17 protein-coding genes are annotated in these 17,374 nt (G+C 69.6%); 11 read left to right on the forward strand and 6 right to left on the reverse strand.

The window, feature by feature from the left end; all coding sequences use genetic code 11:
- The first annotated feature begins 11 nt into the window (after positions 1–11).
- The 4 genes from ABT009_RS36830 (at position 12) to ABT009_RS36845 (ending at position 4,562) form a co-directional block, all read left to right on the forward strand.
- Positions 12–1,565, forward strand: a complete 1,554-nt coding sequence (locus ABT009_RS36830) for a sugar ABC transporter ATP-binding protein (RefSeq protein ID WP_502990034.1) — start codon at positions 12–14, stop codon at positions 1,563–1,565.
- The gene (locus ABT009_RS36835) at positions 1,562–2,656 is read left to right on the forward strand and encodes an ABC transporter permease (protein ID WP_351305239.1); all 1,095 of its coding nucleotides are present in this window, start codon (positions 1,562–1,564) and stop codon (positions 2,654–2,656) included. Before ABT009_RS36830 ends, ABT009_RS36835 begins: the two co-directional genes overlap by 4 nt.
- Positions 2,657–2,745: 89 nt before the next feature.
- Positions 2,746–3,858, forward strand: a complete 1,113-nt coding sequence (locus tag ABT009_RS36840; RefSeq protein WP_351305284.1) for a substrate-binding domain-containing protein — start codon at positions 2,746–2,748, stop codon at positions 3,856–3,858.
- A gap of 197 nt (positions 3,859–4,055) precedes the next feature.
- On the forward strand, positions 4,056–4,562 hold the full coding sequence (locus ABT009_RS36845; RefSeq protein ID WP_351305241.1) for a methylated-DNA--[protein]-cysteine S-methyltransferase: 507 nt from the start codon (positions 4,056–4,058) through the stop codon (positions 4,560–4,562).
- Between the two features lie 71 nt (positions 4,563–4,633).
- On the opposite strand, the gene ABT009_RS36850 is transcribed toward ABT009_RS36845, so the two are convergent.
- Together ABT009_RS36850 and ABT009_RS36855 are read right to left on the reverse strand one after the other, a co-directional pair.
- The gene (locus tag ABT009_RS36850; RefSeq protein WP_351305243.1) at positions 4,634–4,771 is read right to left on the reverse strand and encodes a hypothetical protein; all 138 of its coding nucleotides are present in this window, start codon (positions 4,769–4,771) and stop codon (positions 4,634–4,636) included.
- Between the two features lie 176 nt (positions 4,772–4,947).
- Positions 4,948–5,751 (reverse strand): MBL fold metallo-hydrolase, encoded by an 804-nt coding sequence (locus tag ABT009_RS36855; protein ID WP_351305245.1) that lies wholly within the window; start codon positions 5,749–5,751, stop codon positions 4,948–4,950.
- 232 nt (positions 5,752–5,983) lie between these two features.
- Between ABT009_RS36855 and ABT009_RS36860 the strand changes: the two genes are divergently transcribed.
- The gene (locus ABT009_RS36860; RefSeq protein WP_351305247.1) at positions 5,984–8,056 is read left to right on the forward strand and encodes a zinc ribbon domain-containing protein; all 2,073 of its coding nucleotides are present in this window, start codon (positions 5,984–5,986) and stop codon (positions 8,054–8,056) included.
- A 179-nt stretch (positions 8,057–8,235) separates the two neighbouring features.
- On the opposite strand, the gene ABT009_RS36865 is transcribed toward ABT009_RS36860, so the two are convergent.
- On the reverse strand, positions 8,236–8,691 hold the full coding sequence (locus ABT009_RS36865) for a PaaI family thioesterase (protein WP_351305249.1): 456 nt from the start codon (positions 8,689–8,691) through the stop codon (positions 8,236–8,238).
- Between the two features lie 50 nt (positions 8,692–8,741).
- Positions 8,742–9,359 (reverse strand): LysE family translocator, encoded by a 618-nt coding sequence (locus tag ABT009_RS36870; RefSeq protein ID WP_351305251.1) that lies wholly within the window; start codon positions 9,357–9,359, stop codon positions 8,742–8,744.
- A gap of 111 nt (positions 9,360–9,470) precedes the next feature.
- Between ABT009_RS36870 and ABT009_RS36875 the strand changes: the two genes are divergently transcribed.
- The 4 genes from ABT009_RS36875 (at position 9,471) to ABT009_RS36890 (ending at position 13,081) form a co-directional block, all read left to right on the forward strand.
- A complete protein-coding gene (locus ABT009_RS36875; protein WP_351305253.1) occupies positions 9,471–9,923 on the forward strand; it encodes an Lrp/AsnC family transcriptional regulator in 453 nt (150 codons plus the stop codon).
- An 800-nt stretch (positions 9,924–10,723) separates the two neighbouring features.
- Complete coding sequence (locus ABT009_RS36880) at positions 10,724–11,107, forward strand: DoxX family protein (protein WP_351305255.1); 384 nt, start codon at positions 10,724–10,726, stop codon at positions 11,105–11,107.
- 121 nt (positions 11,108–11,228) lie between these two features.
- Complete coding sequence (locus ABT009_RS36885) at positions 11,229–12,161, forward strand: NAD-dependent epimerase/dehydratase family protein (RefSeq protein WP_502990035.1); 933 nt, start codon at positions 11,229–11,231, stop codon at positions 12,159–12,161.
- Positions 12,158–13,081 carry an RNA polymerase sigma-70 factor gene (locus ABT009_RS36890; protein ID WP_351305259.1) on the forward strand — a complete coding sequence of 308 codons (924 nt, stop codon included), beginning with the start codon at positions 12,158–12,160 and terminating at the stop codon, positions 13,079–13,081. Before ABT009_RS36885 ends, ABT009_RS36890 begins: the two co-directional genes overlap by 4 nt.
- 93 nt (positions 13,082–13,174) lie before the next feature.
- Here the strand turns inward: ABT009_RS36890 and ABT009_RS36895 are convergent, their stop codons facing one another.
- Entirely contained in the window at positions 13,175–14,035 is an 861-nt protein-coding gene (locus ABT009_RS36895) for a helix-turn-helix transcriptional regulator (RefSeq protein ID WP_351305261.1), read from the reverse strand.
- Positions 14,036–14,586: 551 nt separating this feature from the next.
- On the opposite strand from ABT009_RS36895, the gene ABT009_RS36900 reads away from it, so the two are divergent.
- Together ABT009_RS36900 and ABT009_RS36905 are read left to right on the forward strand one after the other, a co-directional pair.
- The gene (locus ABT009_RS36900) at positions 14,587–14,739 is read left to right on the forward strand and encodes a hypothetical protein (RefSeq protein WP_351305263.1); all 153 of its coding nucleotides are present in this window, start codon (positions 14,587–14,589) and stop codon (positions 14,737–14,739) included.
- A 474-nt stretch (positions 14,740–15,213) separates the two neighbouring features.
- Entirely contained in the window at positions 15,214–15,726 is a 513-nt protein-coding gene (locus ABT009_RS36905; RefSeq protein WP_351305265.1) for a P-loop nucleotide/nucleoside kinase family protein, read from the forward strand.
- A gap of 328 nt (positions 15,727–16,054) precedes the next feature.
- On the opposite strand, the gene ABT009_RS36910 is transcribed toward ABT009_RS36905, so the two are convergent.
- Positions 16,055–16,915 (reverse strand): phosphotransferase, encoded by an 861-nt coding sequence (locus tag ABT009_RS36910; protein WP_351305286.1) that lies wholly within the window; start codon positions 16,913–16,915, stop codon positions 16,055–16,057.
- Between the last annotated feature and the right edge of the window lie 459 nt (positions 16,916–17,374).

A 17,374-nucleotide genomic window follows, 5' to 3' on the forward strand; every position in this document is an offset into this window, starting at 1 on the left:
GGAGAGAGCCCGTGCATGATGCTCCCGACACCCCGATGACGCCGTGCGGGCGCCGAGATCAGGAACCCGTCGTCCGCATACGCGGTCTCAGCAAGCGGTTCGGCGGCACTCTCGCGCTGGCCGAGGTCGACCTCGACATCCATCGAGGCAGCATCCTTGCCCTTCTCGGTCCGAACGGAGCCGGAAAGTCGACGCTGATCAAGGTGCTCGCCGGCGTTCACCACGCCGATGAGGGCGAGGTGACCGTGGCAGGTCACCCGCTCGGCACGAACGCCGCCTCCCGGAGCATGTCCTTCATCCACCAGGATCTCGGTCTCGTCGAGTGGATGACCGTCGCCGAGAACATCGCACTCGGCGCCGGCTACCCGCGCCGCCGCGGACTGGTCTCCTGGCGGCAGGTGCGGGAGCGCTGCACGGAGGCCCTCGAGATCATCGCCGGCCACCTCGCCCCCGACGCCCGCATCGGGGATCTCACCCGCGCCGAGCGTTCCCTGGCCGCCGTCGCGCGGGCCCTGTCGACCCGTGCCGATCTCATCGTGCTGGACGAGCCCACCGCCAGCCTCCCCGCGGCCGACTGCGCCCGCCTCTTCGACGTCCTGCACAAGCTGCGCGACCGCGGCCACGGCATCCTCTACGTCAGCCACCGGCTCGACGAGGTCTACCAGGTCGCCGACACCTTCGCCGTCCTGCGCGACGGCCGGCTCATCAGCCAGGGCGCGCTCGCCGGGCAGAGCCCCGCCCGCCTTGTGCACGACATCGTGGGCCGCGAACCGGCCGACTACCGACCCTCAACCGCCCCCGCCGCCGACGCGTCGGCTGTGCTGAGCCTCGACGGTGTACGGACCGAGAACTCGGGACCGGTCAGCCTCGAGCTGAACGCCGGCGAAATGGTCGGCATGGTGGGCCTCACCGGCGCCGGTCACATGGACCTGGGCCGGGCGCTGATCGGGTCCCGGCCGATCCTGGGCGGGCGGGCACTGCTCGACGGCCGGCCGTACCACCCGCGCACCGTCGCCGCAGCTGTCGACCGCGGTGTCGGTTTCGTGTCCAGCAACCGTCTGGAGGAGGGCTGCGCCGCCGAACTGACCGTACGGGAGAACTTCCTGGCCAACCCTCGGGCGGGCAGCGTGCCGGCGCTGCACTGGACCAGCCCCCGGCGTGAGCGTGCCGAGGCCATGGCCCTGGTCGAGCGTTTCTGGGTGCACCCCCGCGACAGCGAGGCGCCGATCAACACCCTGTCCGGCGGAAACCAACAGAAGATCATGGTCGGCAGGTGGCTCCGGATGCCCCGGCGGCTGCTGATCCTCGAGGAGCCGACGGCCGGCGTGGACATCGGCGCCAAGGCGGAGATCTACCGCCTGCTCGACGACGCGCTGGCGGCCGGGCTCGCCGTCCTTCTCGTTTCCACCGATTTCGAGGAGGTCGCAGGCGTGTGCCACCGCGCCCTGGTATTCGTCCGCGGGACCGTGAAAGCTGAGCTGACCGGTGAGGCCCTCACCGTCACCGAGCTCACGCATACCGCGTCGGCCATGCCACCCCTCACCGGAACGGCGACACCTCGATGACGCCGACGCCACAGACGCCGCCGTCTTCCCCGTCCCGATTCCAGCCAGGCCGCGCGCGCGGGCATCTCATCGGCACCTATGGCCTGCTGGCCCTCGCCGCCCTGCTGTTCCTCGTCTTCTCCCTCGCTTTGCCGGACACCTTCCCCACGCTGGGCAACGTCTCCTCGATCCTTTACAACCAGTCGGTCCCCGCGATCCTCGCGCTCGGCGCGATGGTCCCGATCGTCACCGGCAAGTTCGACCTGTCCATCGGCTACGGCCTCGGTCTCGCGCATGTCATGGTGATGCAGCTGATCGTGGGCGAGGGCTGGCCCTGGCCGTTGGCCTGCCTCGTGGTGATCCTCGGCGGGGCGGTCGTCGGCACCCTCAACGGCATCGTCGTCGAGTTCGCTCAGATCGACTCCTTCATCGCCACCCTCGGCACCGGCAGCATGATGTACGCCGTCACCGGCTGGGTCACCGACGGCGCCCGCATCGTCCCCGGCCCGAACGGCCTGCCCTCGGCCTTCACCGACATCTACGACGCGACGTTCCTCGGCCTGCCCGCCCCCGCCTTCTACGTCCTCGCCCTGGCCGCCGCGCTGTGGCTGCTGCTGGAGCGGCTTCCGCTCGGCCGGTACCTGTACGTCATCGGATCCAACCCCCGCGCCGCCGACCTCGTCGGCATTCCCACCCGCAGATACTCCGTCTTCGCCTTCGCCTGTTCCGGCCTGGTGGTCGGCTTCGCCGGCGTACTGCTGGCCGCGCAGCAGCAGATCGGCAATCCCAGCGTCGGGCTGGACTACCTGCTGCCCGCCTTCGTGGGCGCCCTGCTGGGCTCCACCGCGATCAAGTCCGGCCGGGCTAACGCCATGGGCACGCTCGTCGCCGTGGCCGTCCTCGCCATCGGCCTCGCCGGCATCGGCCAGCTCGGCGCCGAGTTCTGGGCCACCCCGCTCTTCAACGGCGCCACCCTGCTGCTCGCCGTCGGCCTGGCCGGCTACTCCGCCCGCCGCCGCATGCGCTCAGGCGCCACCACGACCCGGGGGAGGCGCCGATCGGCCGGCACCCCTGCGGGAGGCTCCGAAGCCCGCCCCTCGTCGCCTCCGTGACCTGCGGCTGCGTCCCGGCGCTGTCCTCACCACCGCAAGGAGCACCCGTGTTCTCGAACTGCAGGACCGCCCTCACGGCCGGAGCCTTGATGACGCTGGCGGCCACCACCGTCATCGCCGGCTGCGAGCGCGGGTCGGACACCGGCACCGGGAACTCCACAACGGGGACTGCGACCGCCGGTTGCCCCGCCCGCCTCGCAGCCGCGATGACAGCCGTTCGGCAGGCCGAGAAGGCGAACGTCCCCTGGAGCGGCCCCACCAGCGGTCCTGCAGCGGTTTCGGACAAGACCATCGTCTATGTCGCGCAGACCATGACCAACCCCGGTGTCGCAGGCGCCGCCAGCGGCATGAGGGAGGCAGCGAAGGTCATCGGCTGGAACGTCCGCGTGATCGACGGAGGGGGCACCCCCGCCGGCATCCAGGCGGCATTCAGCCAGGCCGTCGCCCTGAAGCCCTCCGGCATCGTCATCGGAGGATTCGACCCCAATGCGACCTCGCGGCAGGTTGCGCAGGCCGACGAGGCGCACATCCCGCTCGTCGGCTGGCACGCGGTCGGCTCCCCGGGCCCGAGCCGGCACCCCAGGCTCTTCAGCAATGTGACCACCCGGGTCGAGGACGTCGCGAAGATCAGCGCCGACTGGATCATCGCGCACTCCGGCGGCAACGCCGGAGCCGTCGTCTTCACCGACGCCTCGATCCCCTTCGCCAAGTACAAGTCCGAACTGATCAAGAAGCAGCTGGCCACCTGCGCCGGCGTGAAGCTCCTGGCCTACGAGAACATTCCGATCTCTGACGCGAGCACCCGCACCCCCCAGGAGGTCTCCTCCCTCCTCTCCCGCTTCGGCGACAAGTGGACCCACTCCGCCGCCATCAACGACCTGTACTTCGCCGACGCCGCCCCCGCCCTGAGTGCGGCCAGCAAGCCGGGTTCCGGCCCTCCCTTCAACATCGGCGCGGGCGACGGCGACCCGTCTGCCTTCCAGCGCATCAACAGCAAGCACTTCCAGGCCGCCACCGCACCCGAGCCCCTGTCCCAGCAGGGCTGGCAGATCATCGACGAGTTCAACCGGGCCTTCGCCTCCCAGCCGGCCAGCGGATACGTCGCCCCGGTCCACATCGCCACGGCCGCCAACAGCAAGGGAGCCACCGCCTGGGACCCGCCCGGCTACCGCGAGGCGTACCGGAAGATCTGGGGCAGGTGACCGCTCGGCAGGGTCGGGCCGGATGCCATCCGGGCCGGATACTCGATGGGGCCGGATACTGATGAACGACTCCCGGGCTCGGCCGGTCCGAGCCGCTCCCGCAGCGTGATGTCCGAATCCCGCCGGTCAGAGCGGCGTACGAGCCGCATAGTTGATCGCAGAACGCGATTCAAGGGTTTTGGAAAGGAACGAGCCCGATGACGCTCTACACGACGATGGACAGCCCGCTCGGCGAACTGCTGCTGGTGGGCGAGACGTCGGCCACCGCGAAGGGCGGCACCCGGCTAGCCTCACTCTCGATGCCGGGCCAGAAGCGCGGCGCCGTGGTCCAGGTCGGCTGGACCGAGGACGCGGCCGCGTTCACGGAGATCGTCTCCCAGCTGCGCTCGTACTTCGACGGCACGCTGACCCACTTCGACATCGAGTGCGTCACCAGCGGTTCGGAGTTCCAGCAGCGGGTGTGGAAGGCCCTGGAGGCCATCCCGTACGGCACCACCCTCAGCTACGGGGACATCGCCACGCAGATCGGCGCCCCGAGGGCGGCGGTGCGTGCGGTCGGTACGGCGATCGGCGCGAACCCGCTGCTGGTCATACGGCCCTGCCACCGCGTGATCGGCGCCGACGGCGCCCTCACCGGCTACGCCGCCGGCCTGGAGCGCAAGCTCCGGCTACTGGACCTGGAACGCGTCCACCAGCCCACCTGAAACGTCCCCTGGCAGAGCCCCCGATTCGGGCCGAAGAGCCGGCCAGGCCGCCACACCCCCGCACTGCCGGCCTACGGGTGCCGCACCCGAAAGATCCGGTACGAGGCGTGGTTGTCGTCCTCCGGAGCGTCGAGTCCCTCGATGTGCTCAACCAGCAGTCCGTGCTCAACGAGCAGCTTCCCCCACAACTCCGGGGTGAGGACCCACATCTGGACGGTGCCTTCGCCGCCGCGGCGAGATGCAGGATCTCAGGGCGGGCTGCGACGGCCGGGGACGGGCCGTCGCCATGGGAGTTGGTGTGCAGAGCTGTGAAGCACAGCAACCCGCCGGGCTTGAGCGCCCGCAGCCAGTGCGGGCAGCAGCCGGGGACCCGCACACCTTCTGACTAGCGGATCGGCGCCGCTGCCGGCCATGCGTGGGGGAACGGCACACGCAGCGATTCAGCCGTGACCGGGGTGTGTTCGGCGGCGGCGTGCAGGCGTCCGTCGCGCAAGACGACGGCGCCGCTGCGGAGCATCGTGTCGACCAGTTCGGCGGCCAGTGCCTCGGGCGTCCTGCCCAACAGCCGTGCCGCGTCCGTCAGCCACGCCCGTGCGTGCAGGTAGGGCTCGACCTCGTCGGCGGGAATCCCGTCACGGATCATCAGGGCGAACGCGAAGATCCGTCGCGCGCCGTACCAGACCGCCCCGGCCGGGTCGTCGACGAGCCGCTGGGCGCGGCGCAGTGCGGCGGCGAACGCGGCACCGGGATCGGCGGGGAGCGGACCGTGCGAGGGCAGCAGCACCCGCGGGGCCAGATCTGCCATCCGCTGGAGGGAGGCCAGTGCGATGGCGGCCGCATCGGGCCCGTCGAGCGCGAGGTTCACCCAGCCGACGTCGTAATCCGACAGCGCGTCACCGACCACGAGGAGTCGCTCCTCCGGCAGCCACAGCGCCAGGTGGCCGGGGGTGTGCCCGGGCGTGTGTACGACCTCCCAGTCGGCGTCCCCGAGCCGCAGGATCTGCCCCTCGTCGAGCGGCACGTCGACGGTGTAGGGGCTGACCGGCTGGTCGAGGTACTCCGCCACGCAGCAGCCCGCATCCCGCCGGGCGACAGCCTGCGCGTCCGGAGCGCCGGCCGCGATCCCGGCGCCCATCGCCTGCAGCAGCGCATTGCCGCCGACGTGGTCGGAGTGCCAGTGGGTGTTCACGACCAGATTGATGTGCCCGGTCTGTGCGCGTGCCCAGGAGGGTCTTCAACTGTTGGTGGTTTTGCTGTGGTTTCCTGCATGAATCGGGTGGTGTCGCCGGGGTGCGTGTCTTTGTGTGATGGTCGGTCGTTAGACCGATCGGATACCGGGGGTGTGCCCGGTTCGATGCCGCGTGGGGGTGGTGGGTGTGGGTCGGTTGATGGCGACGGCTCCGTGCACCGCCTTCCGTGGTGTGGTTGAGAGCAGTGGTGAGCGGGTCGGGCGGCGGCTGCTGTTCGAGCGGGTGTCCTTCCTGACGGACCTGTGCGGAGACCTCACCCGGCAACTGGTGGCCGCCCGGTGGGACGAGGACTCACTGGATGTGCTGGCCGCCGGGGTCGACGGGCAGGGTGAATCACTGCCGTCCAAGGGGTGGATGGCGCTGAGGCGTCTGAGCTGGGCGAAGGCCGCCACCCCGGCCGAGGGGGTGTATGTCTCGGACCGGGTACGCCGGGCGGCGGAGGAGTACGCAGCGCGGACCCTGCGGCTGACCGTGCACCGACGCACCCTGGTCGCGGCCATCCTGGCCACTTGGCCCGCCGATCCCCGTCGGCGCAGCGAGGCGGAGTGGACGGCGCTGCGGGCCGTCCTGCCCGCCGGGGTCAGTGGTGCGGAGATCCGCAACCGGACCCGGCAGGCGAACGCCTATATGCGTGAGCACGGGCGGCTTCCGGTCGGGTTGTGTGAGCTGGAGGGCCCGCCCGAGGTCGCCGCGCAGGTACTCCTGGCGGCGATGGACCGCCAGCAGGTCACCCTTCAGCGGGTGGACGGTACGACGGCCAGGTTGCGGGTCAAGCTCCCGCTGTGCGCGGCCCCGGCCTCGGGAAGGGAGTGGGCCTGGCACGTGCTCGACCTGCGGCTGCCGGGCACCGTCGGCCCGGACGCGGTGCTGCACACCCCAACCCTGCGCCCCACCCGGGCCGGGCGGATCGCGGTGGACCTGCCGCACACGCGCCCCGCCCCGGCCACCAACGCGTCCGGGCACCGGGTGGCGGTCGGGTTCGACTGGGGCGTCAACACCCTGCTCACCGGCATCGTGGGCCGCCTGTCCGGCCAGGGCCCAGGCCGCAGGGTGGTCACCGACGGCCGCCCCCTGATCTTCGACGCCACCACGGTCAGCGCGAAACTGCACCGGCTGCGCAGCCACCGCGAACACCTCGCCGCCAAACGTGACCACTATCAACAGCTCGCCAACGGGCTCGGCGCCCCACACCGGGCCTGGGGCGAACTGCTGGACCGGGCTGCGGTGCTGGAGGTGGAGCATGAGCGGGTGTGTGCCCGTATCCGTCACCTCAACCAGGCGCTGGCGTGGTCGGCGGCGCGCTGGGCCGTCGACCAGACAACCGCACTCGGCGCCACCGTCATCTACCTGGAGGACCTGGCCACCCTTCAGGCGCGCGGCCGCAGGCGCGGCAACGCCCGGCTGTCCGGGCAGGTGCGCGGCACCCTCGCCGAAGCCATCCGGCACCTGGCCGCCAAGGCGGGGATCGCGGTGGTCACCGTCCCGGCCCGCGGCACCTCCGCCCGCTGCCCCGCATGCCTCGCTCCGCTCGGACACCATCCCGCACCGGACCGGCTCGATGAACGCGGCTGGACCTGGGCCCACTGTGCCCGCTGCGGGCTGTCGATGGACCGCGACCATGCTGCCGCCCGCCGGATCGCCGCGCGTGGCCTGCTCGCCCAGACGCACACCGTCACCGAACGCGCCACCGGTACCCGCACCATCCGCACCACGGTAGAGGGCACCGTCCGCTCGGTGCGCCGCCCGAAGAAGACCACCCGCCGCCTGCGCCGCGCCCGCCAGGCCTCCACGGCCCCGGCCCGGCCGCGCGGGCCGAAGACCACCCCGGGCAAGAGCCGCCCCACCCCCGGCAGACCGGCCAACACACCCCGTCGGCGCGCCCCACACGCCGCGGGACAACAGGCCCCGGCCCCCGCTGAGGCCGTGAAGACTTCCCGCCGTATGCCCGAAGCGCGTACGGTCCCCGCCACCACCCCCACCCGGGTGGTAAAGCGTCCGGCGGGGCATGACACCCAGACACCCGCCCTTCCCGGTCCGGTGCCAGGTCATGGAGTACCCGCCCCACCCCGGCCGGAGCCTCCTCCGGCCGGCCGGGCGCGGCTCTCACGCGGAACCTGTCGGCGACGCACCCGCGCCGCCGAGCGGACCGGCTTCCACCACCTGCACGCCACCGAAGTCCACACCCTCACCCCGAGGTTCGGACCTCCAGGCGACAGACGGCCACGCCGCGCCCGAAAAGCCTGAAACCCACAGGCACACACAGAGTTCCCGAGACGCTGTCTCCTCGGCGTGGCCGACGAACCCGCTGTCGACCAGGGCCGGTTGCCGCCCGTGCAGCAGAAGCAGGTTGGCGTCGGGAAACGGCCTGCGCTGCCAGGTCACCCAGGCGGGCAGTAGCTCGGCGCCGCGATCCGCCGGCGAACTCACTGCTCGGGCCTGTTCACGCGGATCAGCGTCTGCTGTCCGTTGGCGACGAGCGAGCGTCGGCCGTCCTGGACGCCGAATACCTCCAACTGGCACACGGTCAGGGTGCGTCCGGACTTCAGGACGGTTCCGACCGCCTCGATGTGGTCGCCGATGGCGGGCGCGAGAAGGTTGATCTTGTACTCGACGGTGAGCACCTCGGTGTTCTCGGGGAACAGAGTGAAGGCCGCGTAGCCGCCTGCGCTGTCCGCGATGGCGCTGGTGGCGCCGGCGTGGAAGTACCCGTGCTGCTGGGTCACTTCGGGCCGGCTGGGGAGCACGATGTGCACGCGGCCGGACGCGATGCGGGTTATGCGTGCACCGAGGTGGCTCATCAGCCCTTGGCGGTCGAAACTGGCCTGGATGCGCGCCTGTACGTCCGGGCTCGCCTGTTCCTGTTGCGCCTGGTCTTCCACATGCTCTCCTTCGCGGACATCACAGTGTGTGAACGGGTGAGGTGGGTCCGTCAGCCGGCCAGGCGTTCCACCAGCAGGAACCCTCCGATGGCGATCATCATGGCACCGGAGGCGCGGGTGACCGCCCGGGCCGCTGAGGGCCGGGTCTTCAGCACGGTGCGGGCGAGCACGCCGACGGCGAGGTAGACCACGGCGCAGGCGGTCATGTGGAGCGTGCCGAGCAGCCCGGTCTGGGCGGCAACGGGCCAGCTGCCTGCGGTGTCGATGAACTGTGGGAACAGCGAGAAGTACAGCAGCAGCGCCTTGGGGTTCAGCCCGCTGATCCCAGCGCCCTTCAGCATGATCTGCCGGCGCGAGGACGCCATGGTCTCCGTGGACGCGGTCAGGCCGGCGGGCCGTGTCAGCACGCCCCAGCCGAGCCACACCAGGTAGGCGGCCCCGAGGACGGTCAGCGCGGTGAGCAGGGTCGCCGAGCTTGCCACGATCACCACCAGGCCGGCCACGGCGAGCAGCGTGTATCCCGCGTATCCGGCTATCAGCCCGGCAACCGCCGGGACGACCGACCGGTCCCGCAGCCCAGCGGCGATCGCGTAGGCCCAGTCGGCGCCGGGGGTGAACACCAGCAGCAGATCCACTGCCAGGAAAGCCGCCATCGTCGTCGTGTCCATGGTCGATCCCTCTCACGTTCCTTGCTCTGAGAGGGAAGACTAGGTGCGATATGCCCGAAAGTGTTTTCATCTTTACCCCACTACCGCGCTCAATGGGGGAGAATATTGCTCATGGATGCCCTGGACCGGAAGATTCTTACCGAGCTGCAGCAGGACGGCCGCCTGACGGTCACCGAACTTGCCGCCCGCGTGCAACTGAGCGTCTCGCCCTGCCACCGACGCCTGCGCGACCTCGAACGAGAGGGCGCGATCCGCGGCTACCGCGCCGTCGTCGACCCGGCCGCAGTCGGCCTGAACTTCGAAGCCGTGGTCTTCGCCACCCTGCGCTGGGAGGACCGCGACACCGTCGCCGCCTTCGAAGAAGCCGTGGCCGCCGTCCCGCACGTTATCCAGGCTCAGCGCCTGTTCGGCGAACCCGACTACCTCCTACGCGTCGCCACCACCGACCTCGCCGCCTACCAGCAGCTCTACGACCAGCAGCTCGCCACCTTGCCGGGCGTCCAGCGCCTGACCTCCACCCTGGTCATGAAGAACGTCGTCCACGACCGCCCGCTGCCCGAGTAGCCATCCCGCCGTGCCGTTGAGATGCCGCCCGCCTTCGGTGATCGTCTGGCCCGACCCACTTCGTCGTCAGCGGTCCAGGGACAAGGCGAGCAGTTCGGCGAACAGTCCGCCGGCGTGGACGAGTTCGTTGTATGAGCCCTGTTCGATGATTCGGCCGTTCTCCATCACGAGATCCGGTCCGCGCTCGCCGTGATGGTCGCCGTGCAGGCGCCCGCCCTCGTCTCAGCGCTCGGCATCGGCCTGGCGGTCTGGGCCGCGCTATACCTCTTCCTGCGGCTGTGACCCGGCCGTCACGCCCGACCGGGGCGGGCCCGACAGCCCTGCCCGTTCGGGCCTCGCGCCCGGGGTTTCTCGTCAACTCCCTCCCGAGAGAGCCCGCCTGCACCCATGATCCTGACGTGGCATCACTCCTACGCAGGCGTCAGGCTCCACGAGGCCGGTACACGCCGAACCTCTGGTCCGTCTGGCTCGTAGCATCTCCTGGCCCGCGTCGTCGTCGGCGCCCTCAGTTTCGGGCTCCATCACGGCGTCTAACGGCCTGCTCTCCGATGCGGCCGCCAGCCAGAAGCCACGCAAACCCGTCGACATCAACGACGTCATCCGAACAACCGTCACCGTCCTGGAGCCCCGTTCACCGGGCTGGGCCCGCGCGCCTTCGGCAAGTGGGTGGACCGTGCTGCGTCGTAAGGGCGCCGACACCCCGCCTTCCCATGCCGGTGCCCGGGTGTTCGGAGATGTCACAGGCGGGGTTGCTGTCTCGTCGTACGAGGTGCAGGCAATCCTCGATCAAGGAGTAGACGATGAACCTCGCGCTGTGGATCACTGCCGGACTGCTGGCCGCAGTAGCCCTGACCGGCGGCATCAGCAAGACATTCGTACCCAAGGAGAAACTGGCTGCGGCCCATGGTGGGGGATGGACCGAAGGCGCCGGCGTCGGCTTCGTCAAGACCCTCGGCGTCCTCGAGCTCCTGGCTGCGTTGGGCTTGATCCTGCCAGCCGCGGTCGACATCGCACCGGTTCTGGTGCCGGTGACTGCCGTCTGCTGGGTCTTGCTGATGGTCGGCGCGATGGTCACCCATGGCCGACTCGGCGAATCCAAGTTTGTGGTGCTGAACCTGATCTATCTCGCGCTTGCGGCATTCATCGCGTGGGGCCGCTTCGGCCCCGAGTCCTTCACCGGCTGACCGGCGGCCAACACACAGTTCCCGATCATCCAGCCCCGTCTCATTCAGGACCGGGGGTTCAAAAACGCCTGAGACGGCTGGGCTGTCTCGTCTCGGGGGTCGATCATGGAGGGTGATGATCATGCGAGTGTTCGTGGCAGGCGGGGCCGGGGCGATGGGGCGGCGCCTGGTGCCGCAGCTCGTGGCGCGGGGGCACCAGGTGACGGCGACGACGACGAGCGCGGCCAAGCTGGGCGTGGTGGAGCAGCTGGGCGCGCAGGGGGTGGTGATGGACGGGCTGGACGCGGTGTCGGTCGGCGAGGCGGTGGGCGCGGCCCGGCCGGACGCGATCGTGCACCAGATGACCGCGTTGTCCGTGGCGCATGCGGGCAAGCCCGATTTCAAGCACCCCGACCGATGGGCCGCCCCCACCATCAGGCTGCGCACCGAAGGGACGGATCACCTGCTGGCCGCCGCCGAGGCGACCGGCGTCTCGCACGTCGTCGCGCAGTCCCTCGCCACCTGGAACGCAGCCCGCGAGGGCGGCTGGGTGACCGAGGACGACCTGCTGCCGCCCGAGGAGCTGTCGGAGAAGTTGCGTACATCGGCGGAGGCGCTGCGCTACGTCGAGGACGTGGTCGTCAAGGCCGGCGGCGCGGTACTGCGCTACGGGCCGTTCTACGGGCCGGGCGCCACCGATGATCAGGTCAAGCTCGTGCGCCGGCGGAAGTTCCCGCTGGTCGGGGGCGGCAACGGCTACTTCTCGTGGGTGCATCTCGACGACGCGGCGAGCGCTACCGTCCTGGCCGTGGAGCAGAAGGCGGCGGGCGTGTTCAACATCGTCGACGACGAGCCCGCCCCGGTCAGCGCGTGGCTGCCGTATCTGGCTGCGTGCGCGGGGGCGAAGCGGCCGATGAACATCCCCACGTGGCTGGCCCGACTGCTGGCCGGGGACATGGCGGTGGCGATGATGACCGAGGGGCTCGGCTTCTCCAACGCCAAGGCCAAGCGGGAACTCGGCTGGCAGCTGCGCTACCCCTCGTGGCGCCAGGGCTTCAAGGAGGAGCTGGCATGAGCAGGACCGAGGAGTTCCAGGAGCTGCGGCCGCTGCTGTTCTCGATCGCCTACCGGATCCTGGGCAGCGTGAGCGAGGCCGAGGACGTGGTCCAGGAGACCTGGCTGCGCTTCGAGGCCTCCCCCGCACAAATCAGGTCGGCCAAGGCCTTCCTCTCGGCCGCGGTGACCCGGATCTCGATCGACGTGCTGCGCTCGGCCCGCGTCCGTCGGGAGGAGTACGTCGGGCCGTGGTTCCCCGAGCCGCTGCTCGCCGACCCTTACGAGGATCCGGCGCGGTCGGCGGAGCTGGCCGATTCGGTGTCGATGGCGGCCCTGTTGCTGCTCGAGCGGCTCAGCCCGCTCGAGCGGGCGGTCTTCGTACTGCGGGAGGTGTTCGACTTCGGCTTTCCCGAGGTCGCGTCGGCGGTGGGGCGCTCGGAGGCGGCGTGCCGCCAGCTGGCGGTACGGGCGCGGCGCCATATGGCCGCGGGCCGGCCCCGCTTCGAAGCGGACCGCAAAGAGCGGGAGGAACTGGCGTCGCGGTTCTTCGACGCCCTCCGCGAAGGCGACGTCGCCGGCCTGCAGGACCTGCTCGCCGCCGACGTATCGATGGTCGGCGACGGTGGCGGCAAGGCCCCGCAGCTGGCCAGGGCCGTCATCGGCGCCGAGAACGTGGCCCGGCTGCTTGCCTCCGTCTTCCCTTGGATGGCCCGGATCGACGTGACGTTCGAGCCGCACGAGGTCAACGGCCAGCCGGGCGCGATCTTCCGCGACCGGGACGGCAAGGTGCTCCACACCCTGGCGCTCGATGTACTCGACGGGCAGATCCAGACGATCCGCTCGGTGATCAACCCCGACAAGCTCGGGCACGTGGGCCCAGTAGCGGACGCCTGGGCAATCGACCGCGAAGTAAGACAGGCGCGCCGCCCCACGGAATAACCGCAACAGCCGACCGCACCTCGAACGCCCTACAAGCAGCTCAACACCTTCACCGGCAGGAGTACTTCGCCATCCCGGGGGATGCGCGACGTGTCATGAGGGATTCCTTCCGTGCGAGGTCTCCGGCCACTCATGGGAGGCACCCTGCGCGGGCGGCGGGGACGGGGCGAGCGACGCACGGTCCGGGGCGGTCCAACTGGCCAACAGGGCAAGGGCCTGCGCGGAGGCGGAGCCGGGCTCGGCCGTGTACAGGCACATGTGCTGGTCGGGATCGGCGGGGAAGGCCAGCGTCTCGTGCTGAAGGGTCAGTTCGCCGACCACGGGGTGGTAGAAGTGCTGGGTGCCGTGGGCGCACTGGTCCACCCGGCGGCTGGCCCACCAGCCATTGAACTCGGGAACCCTGACGCACAGTTCGTCGATCAACTCGTTGAGCCCGGGGTCGTCGGGGTGACGTCCGGTGGCCAGGCGCAGGTTGGCGACAACGGTCGAGGCCACCTCGTCCCACTCCGGGTACAGGTCACGGGCTGCGGGGTCGAGTAGGACGTAGCGGGCGAAGTTGCGCTCGCGGTGCGGCAGTGCCTCGAAGTCCGTGAGCAGCGCGCGGGCGAGATGGTTGGAGGCCAACACCTCCTGCCGGTGGTTGGCGACGAAGGCGGGTGAGACGCCGCCCAGGACGTCCAGCATGCGATGGACATCCGCGCGGACGCGCGGCGCACTGCCAAAACGGCGGCGGGTCGCTCCGGCGGCGCGGGGACGGGCGAGTTCGAGGAGGTAGTCCCGCTCGGTGTCGTCCAGGCGCAGGGCGCGGGCCACGGAGGTCAGGACAGCCTCGGAGACGTTGGGGTGCCGGCCCTGTTCGAGGCGGGTGTAGTAGTCCGTGCTCACTCTGGTCAGGAGCGCGACCTCCTCGCGGCGCAGCCCCGGCACCCTGCGCACGCCGCCGTGCACCGGCACGCCCGCGGCCTCCGGCCGCAGCCGGGCTCGAAGGCGAGGCGAAGCGCGGCTTCTGCCCGACCTGTGGCAGCCGCGTCGCGGCGATCGACAGCGACATCCCTGAGATCGGCATCAACGTCACCGCCCTCGACGACACCAGCGGCACAGACCTTGTGCCCATCCACGCGTCCTTCCACGACAGCGCCGTGCGCTGGCTGCCCCCGGTGCCGGAGACCGAGCACAGCGCGGCCGGTTGACCGCCGTCCACTGGCCGGCGACTTCACCCGCACCCTCGATGATCCCGGCCGGGATCCCGTCCTCGCCCGCCAGCAGGGCGCTAACTCCCGGGCCGGGGCCCGCAGTGGGACCTGCTCGGCCAGGATGACGGAGAACTCTGCGAGAGCCGTCCGGTAGTCCAAGACGGTCTAGGGGATGCTCAACCAGGACGACTTCAGAAAGGCGCTGGGCTACGTCCTAGAGGCATTCGGGCCGTCTACACCTGACGAGAAGAAAGCGAACGACCACATCCCAGGACTTTGAGAACTGTGGGCCGCTTCGAAGAATCTGGGTGAGTGGAACATCGGGAGATCGGCGAAGAACTGAGAGTCGCCCGCCACATGCTCCCCTGCATCGGGAACATGCTCGGCAACGAGAACACACACAGGTTCATCAATTTCATCGAAGCGGCTTACATCGCGCCGGTGAACGAGGCACAGTCGGCCTGACAGGAGCTGCTCGTCCGAACCGTCGGGTGGCCGTCCCACTCCTTCGACGGCCACCACCGCTGTGACTGAGCACTTCAGTTGGCGGATGAGCGATTGAATTGGCGGAGCCACGTTCAGGGCGCCGCAGGACTGAGCCCGGTTCGCTTGACGCGCAGGTTGCTGACGGATCGACGTCCGGGTCGGCTATGGTGCAGGCATGTGCTGCTGCGCTGCTATGACTACCCGTACCGCCGCTTTGCGGCGGTATCCGAGGTTGCCGTAACTACGGCCCCTTGCTGATGTACCGCCGGATCAGTGTTCTGTCGGCAGTCACACACTTGTTTCTGTGCTGCCGGGCCATCCTGCCTGATCAGGGGAGACATGTCTCAGTCGCAGCGTTTCGATTCACAGTACGAAAACCCATTCCCGTTCCCATGCCCGCATGCAGCCGGACCCGTTGTCACGCAGGACCCGGGTGTCGCCACCCTGCTCCTGATGGTCGGGCTCCCCGGAGCCGGGAAGACCACCCGGGCCAATGAGCTCGCCGTAACGCATCTGGCGCTGCGGCTGACCCCGGATCACTGGATGGTCCCGCTCTTCGGCGATTCGATGGCCGACGGCAAGCGCTTTGTGCTCGAAGGGCGGCTCATCTCGGTCGCCCTGCAGGCGCTGCGGCTGGGGGCCAGTGTCGTGCTCGACTACGGGCTCTGGGACCGCGATGAACGGTCGGCACTGCGCTGGCTGGCACGGTCGGTTGGGGCAGCATGCCAGGTGGTCTACCTGCCCGTGGACAAGGACGTCCAGCTCGCCCGCATCGCGCACCGCCAGGCGACGGCACCGCATCAGACGTTCCCGATGAGTGAGGCCGACGTAGACCGATGGCGGGAGAAGTTCCAGGTGCCTGACGCCGCCGAACTCGACGGCGGCGAGATTCCGACCCCGCCGGCGGGCTGGCCGGGCTGGCCGGAGTGGGCGGTAGACCACTGGCCCTCGTGCACCGATAGCTAACCCGGCTGTCCCGCCTGGGAGCGTCTTGACGGCGTTCGTGCTGGCCTGCGGTGCCGCTGTCGTGTTGCCCCAGGCCAGCACACGCGTCTCCTGTGCCGGGCCACGATAGTTGGCACTAATCGGGCTGTGTGACCTGGGGCTCCCGACGGCCTGGCCACGCTAGTTGGCACCGTCTGGCCAAGATTCTTGGCATCTGTAATGAATTGCCACGTTTGTTGGCACCGGCGCCATGGTTCAGCGCGGCAGCGAGGCCGGCGCGCATGGGGTTGTAACGGCGACAGTCTCGTCGCTTGGTTCCTTGCCGCTTTCACGTGACCTTCGGCGATTTCTACAGGCCGCCCAGTCGCTTGTTCATCGTGTCGAGTGTCGGCCAAGGAGCACCGTCGTGCAGTGCGCGCAGAAATTCTTCTCCGAATCGCCTCCCGTTCGGAAACTGGTCGCCAAGCTCCCAACGCCACGCGGCGACCATCGCGAGGACGAGCTGTCGGCACTCGTCCAGCAGCCCTTGGTCGACGTTCGGGTAGTGCTCGGAGACCGCCTCGGGAACATGGGCGAGGTCGAACTCGACGGGTCCGCGGCAGCACGTCTCAAGGTCGATGAACAACGGGCCGTTCTTCGTGCTGAGCACATTGCCTGGATGCGGCTCGCCGTGGAGCAGCTGCTCCACGGCGCCGCGGTCGTCGATCGCTCGTCGCAGGCTTGCTAGCCTGCCGCTGAGGAACACGCGGTCTGCGTCGGCGAGCTCCGGCGAGCGATCCCGGTCGGCGACAACTTCTTCCGCCTCCGTGATCCGGTCCGTGAACCTCGGGCTCGGCACATCGACCTTGCGCATGCCGGCGTGCAGCTGCTCCAGCGCCTTGGCGTAGTCGACTGGTGAGGTGTGAGGTGTCACGGGCTCGTAGTAGGTCCACATCGTCACTGCGAAGCCATCGCGCGTGTACACACGCGGGTCCGCCCGAGGCTCCAAGGGACACACCGGGCATCCGACCTCGGCGAGCCGCTGAGCGAGCTCGACTTCGAACTGTGCAACCTCTTGTCCCACAGGGGCGACCCGGGCAAGGACGCCGCATGGCGTCAGCCGCAGTGCCAGCTTGTTCGAGTTGTGGAGAACGATCGCGTCGTCGGCCAGCAGGTCGAGCGATGCGGCGACCGAAGTCGCAGCCGCGATCGCACGCGTGACGTCGGTCATCTCCACCCTCGAATCTTGGCATAGATGAGCGAGGGCGGTGCCAACCAGCGTGGCCAGGTGCCAACTATCGTGGCTCGGCACAGCTCCGCGGGCGGCTGGCGTAGCTCAACTCGCCAACTCAACCACTCACTCGCCAACTGAAGCGCTCAGTCACAACCGCACGCCACCACACAGAGGAGCACAAGACGTGAACACATCGACTTGACAGGGAACTGTGCTCCTGCGAGCACTGCACGCTCCTCTCCGGCTCGCCAGCGATGGCATGGGTCGGGTTCCGCAGGGAGGAGCTGACCTGGACCGGCCCCGGAGGTGAGCCGACCTGGTTCTCGACCTGGCTTCTCCGAACTACCAGGGGTGTCCCGTGGGGTCTGTACGGTCACTGGTGTAACTCCCGAGCTGGAAGCGACAGTTGATGACTGACGTGGTGAGTGACACCAAGGCCCCGGAGGTGCCCGTGGA

The sequence above is a fragment of the Streptomyces sp. NPDC002896 genome, assembly GCF_040295225.1.
Classification (GTDB): domain Bacteria; phylum Actinomycetota; class Actinomycetes; order Streptomycetales; family Streptomycetaceae; genus Streptomyces.

Excerpts from the sequence above, each read along its gene's own strand:
- ABT009_RS36835 (WP_351305239.1), top strand. The coding sequence starts at position 1,562 with ATGACGCCGACGCCACAGACGCCGCCGTCTTCCCCGTCCCGATTCCAG.
- ABT009_RS36840 (WP_351305284.1), top strand. The coding sequence starts at position 2,746 with ATGACGCTGGCGGCCACCACCGTCATCGCCGGCTGCGAGCGCGGGTCG.
- ABT009_RS36845 (WP_351305241.1), top strand. The coding sequence starts at position 4,056 with ATGACGCTCTACACGACGATGGACAGCCCGCTCGGCGAACTGCTGCTG.
- ABT009_RS36850 (WP_351305243.1), bottom strand. The coding sequence starts at position 4,771 with ATGTGGGTCCTCACCCCGGAGTTGTGGGGGAAGCTGCTCGTTGAGCAC.
- ABT009_RS36870 (WP_351305251.1), bottom strand. The coding sequence starts at position 9,359 with ATGGACACGACGACGATGGCGGCTTTCCTGGCAGTGGATCTGCTGCTG.
- ABT009_RS36875 (WP_351305253.1), top strand. The coding sequence starts at position 9,471 with ATGGATGCCCTGGACCGGAAGATTCTTACCGAGCTGCAGCAGGACGGC.
- ABT009_RS36880 (WP_351305255.1), top strand. The coding sequence starts at position 10,724 with ATGAACCTCGCGCTGTGGATCACTGCCGGACTGCTGGCCGCAGTAGCC.
- ABT009_RS36885 (WP_502990035.1), top strand. The coding sequence starts at position 11,229 with ATGCGAGTGTTCGTGGCAGGCGGGGCCGGGGCGATGGGGCGGCGCCTG.
- ABT009_RS36890 (WP_351305259.1), top strand. The coding sequence starts at position 12,158 with ATGAGCAGGACCGAGGAGTTCCAGGAGCTGCGGCCGCTGCTGTTCTCG.
- ABT009_RS36905 (WP_351305265.1), top strand. The coding sequence starts at position 15,214 with ATGGTCGGGCTCCCCGGAGCCGGGAAGACCACCCGGGCCAATGAGCTC.
- ABT009_RS36910 (WP_351305286.1), bottom strand. The coding sequence starts at position 16,915 with ATGACCGACGTCACGCGTGCGATCGCGGCTGCGACTTCGGTCGCCGCA.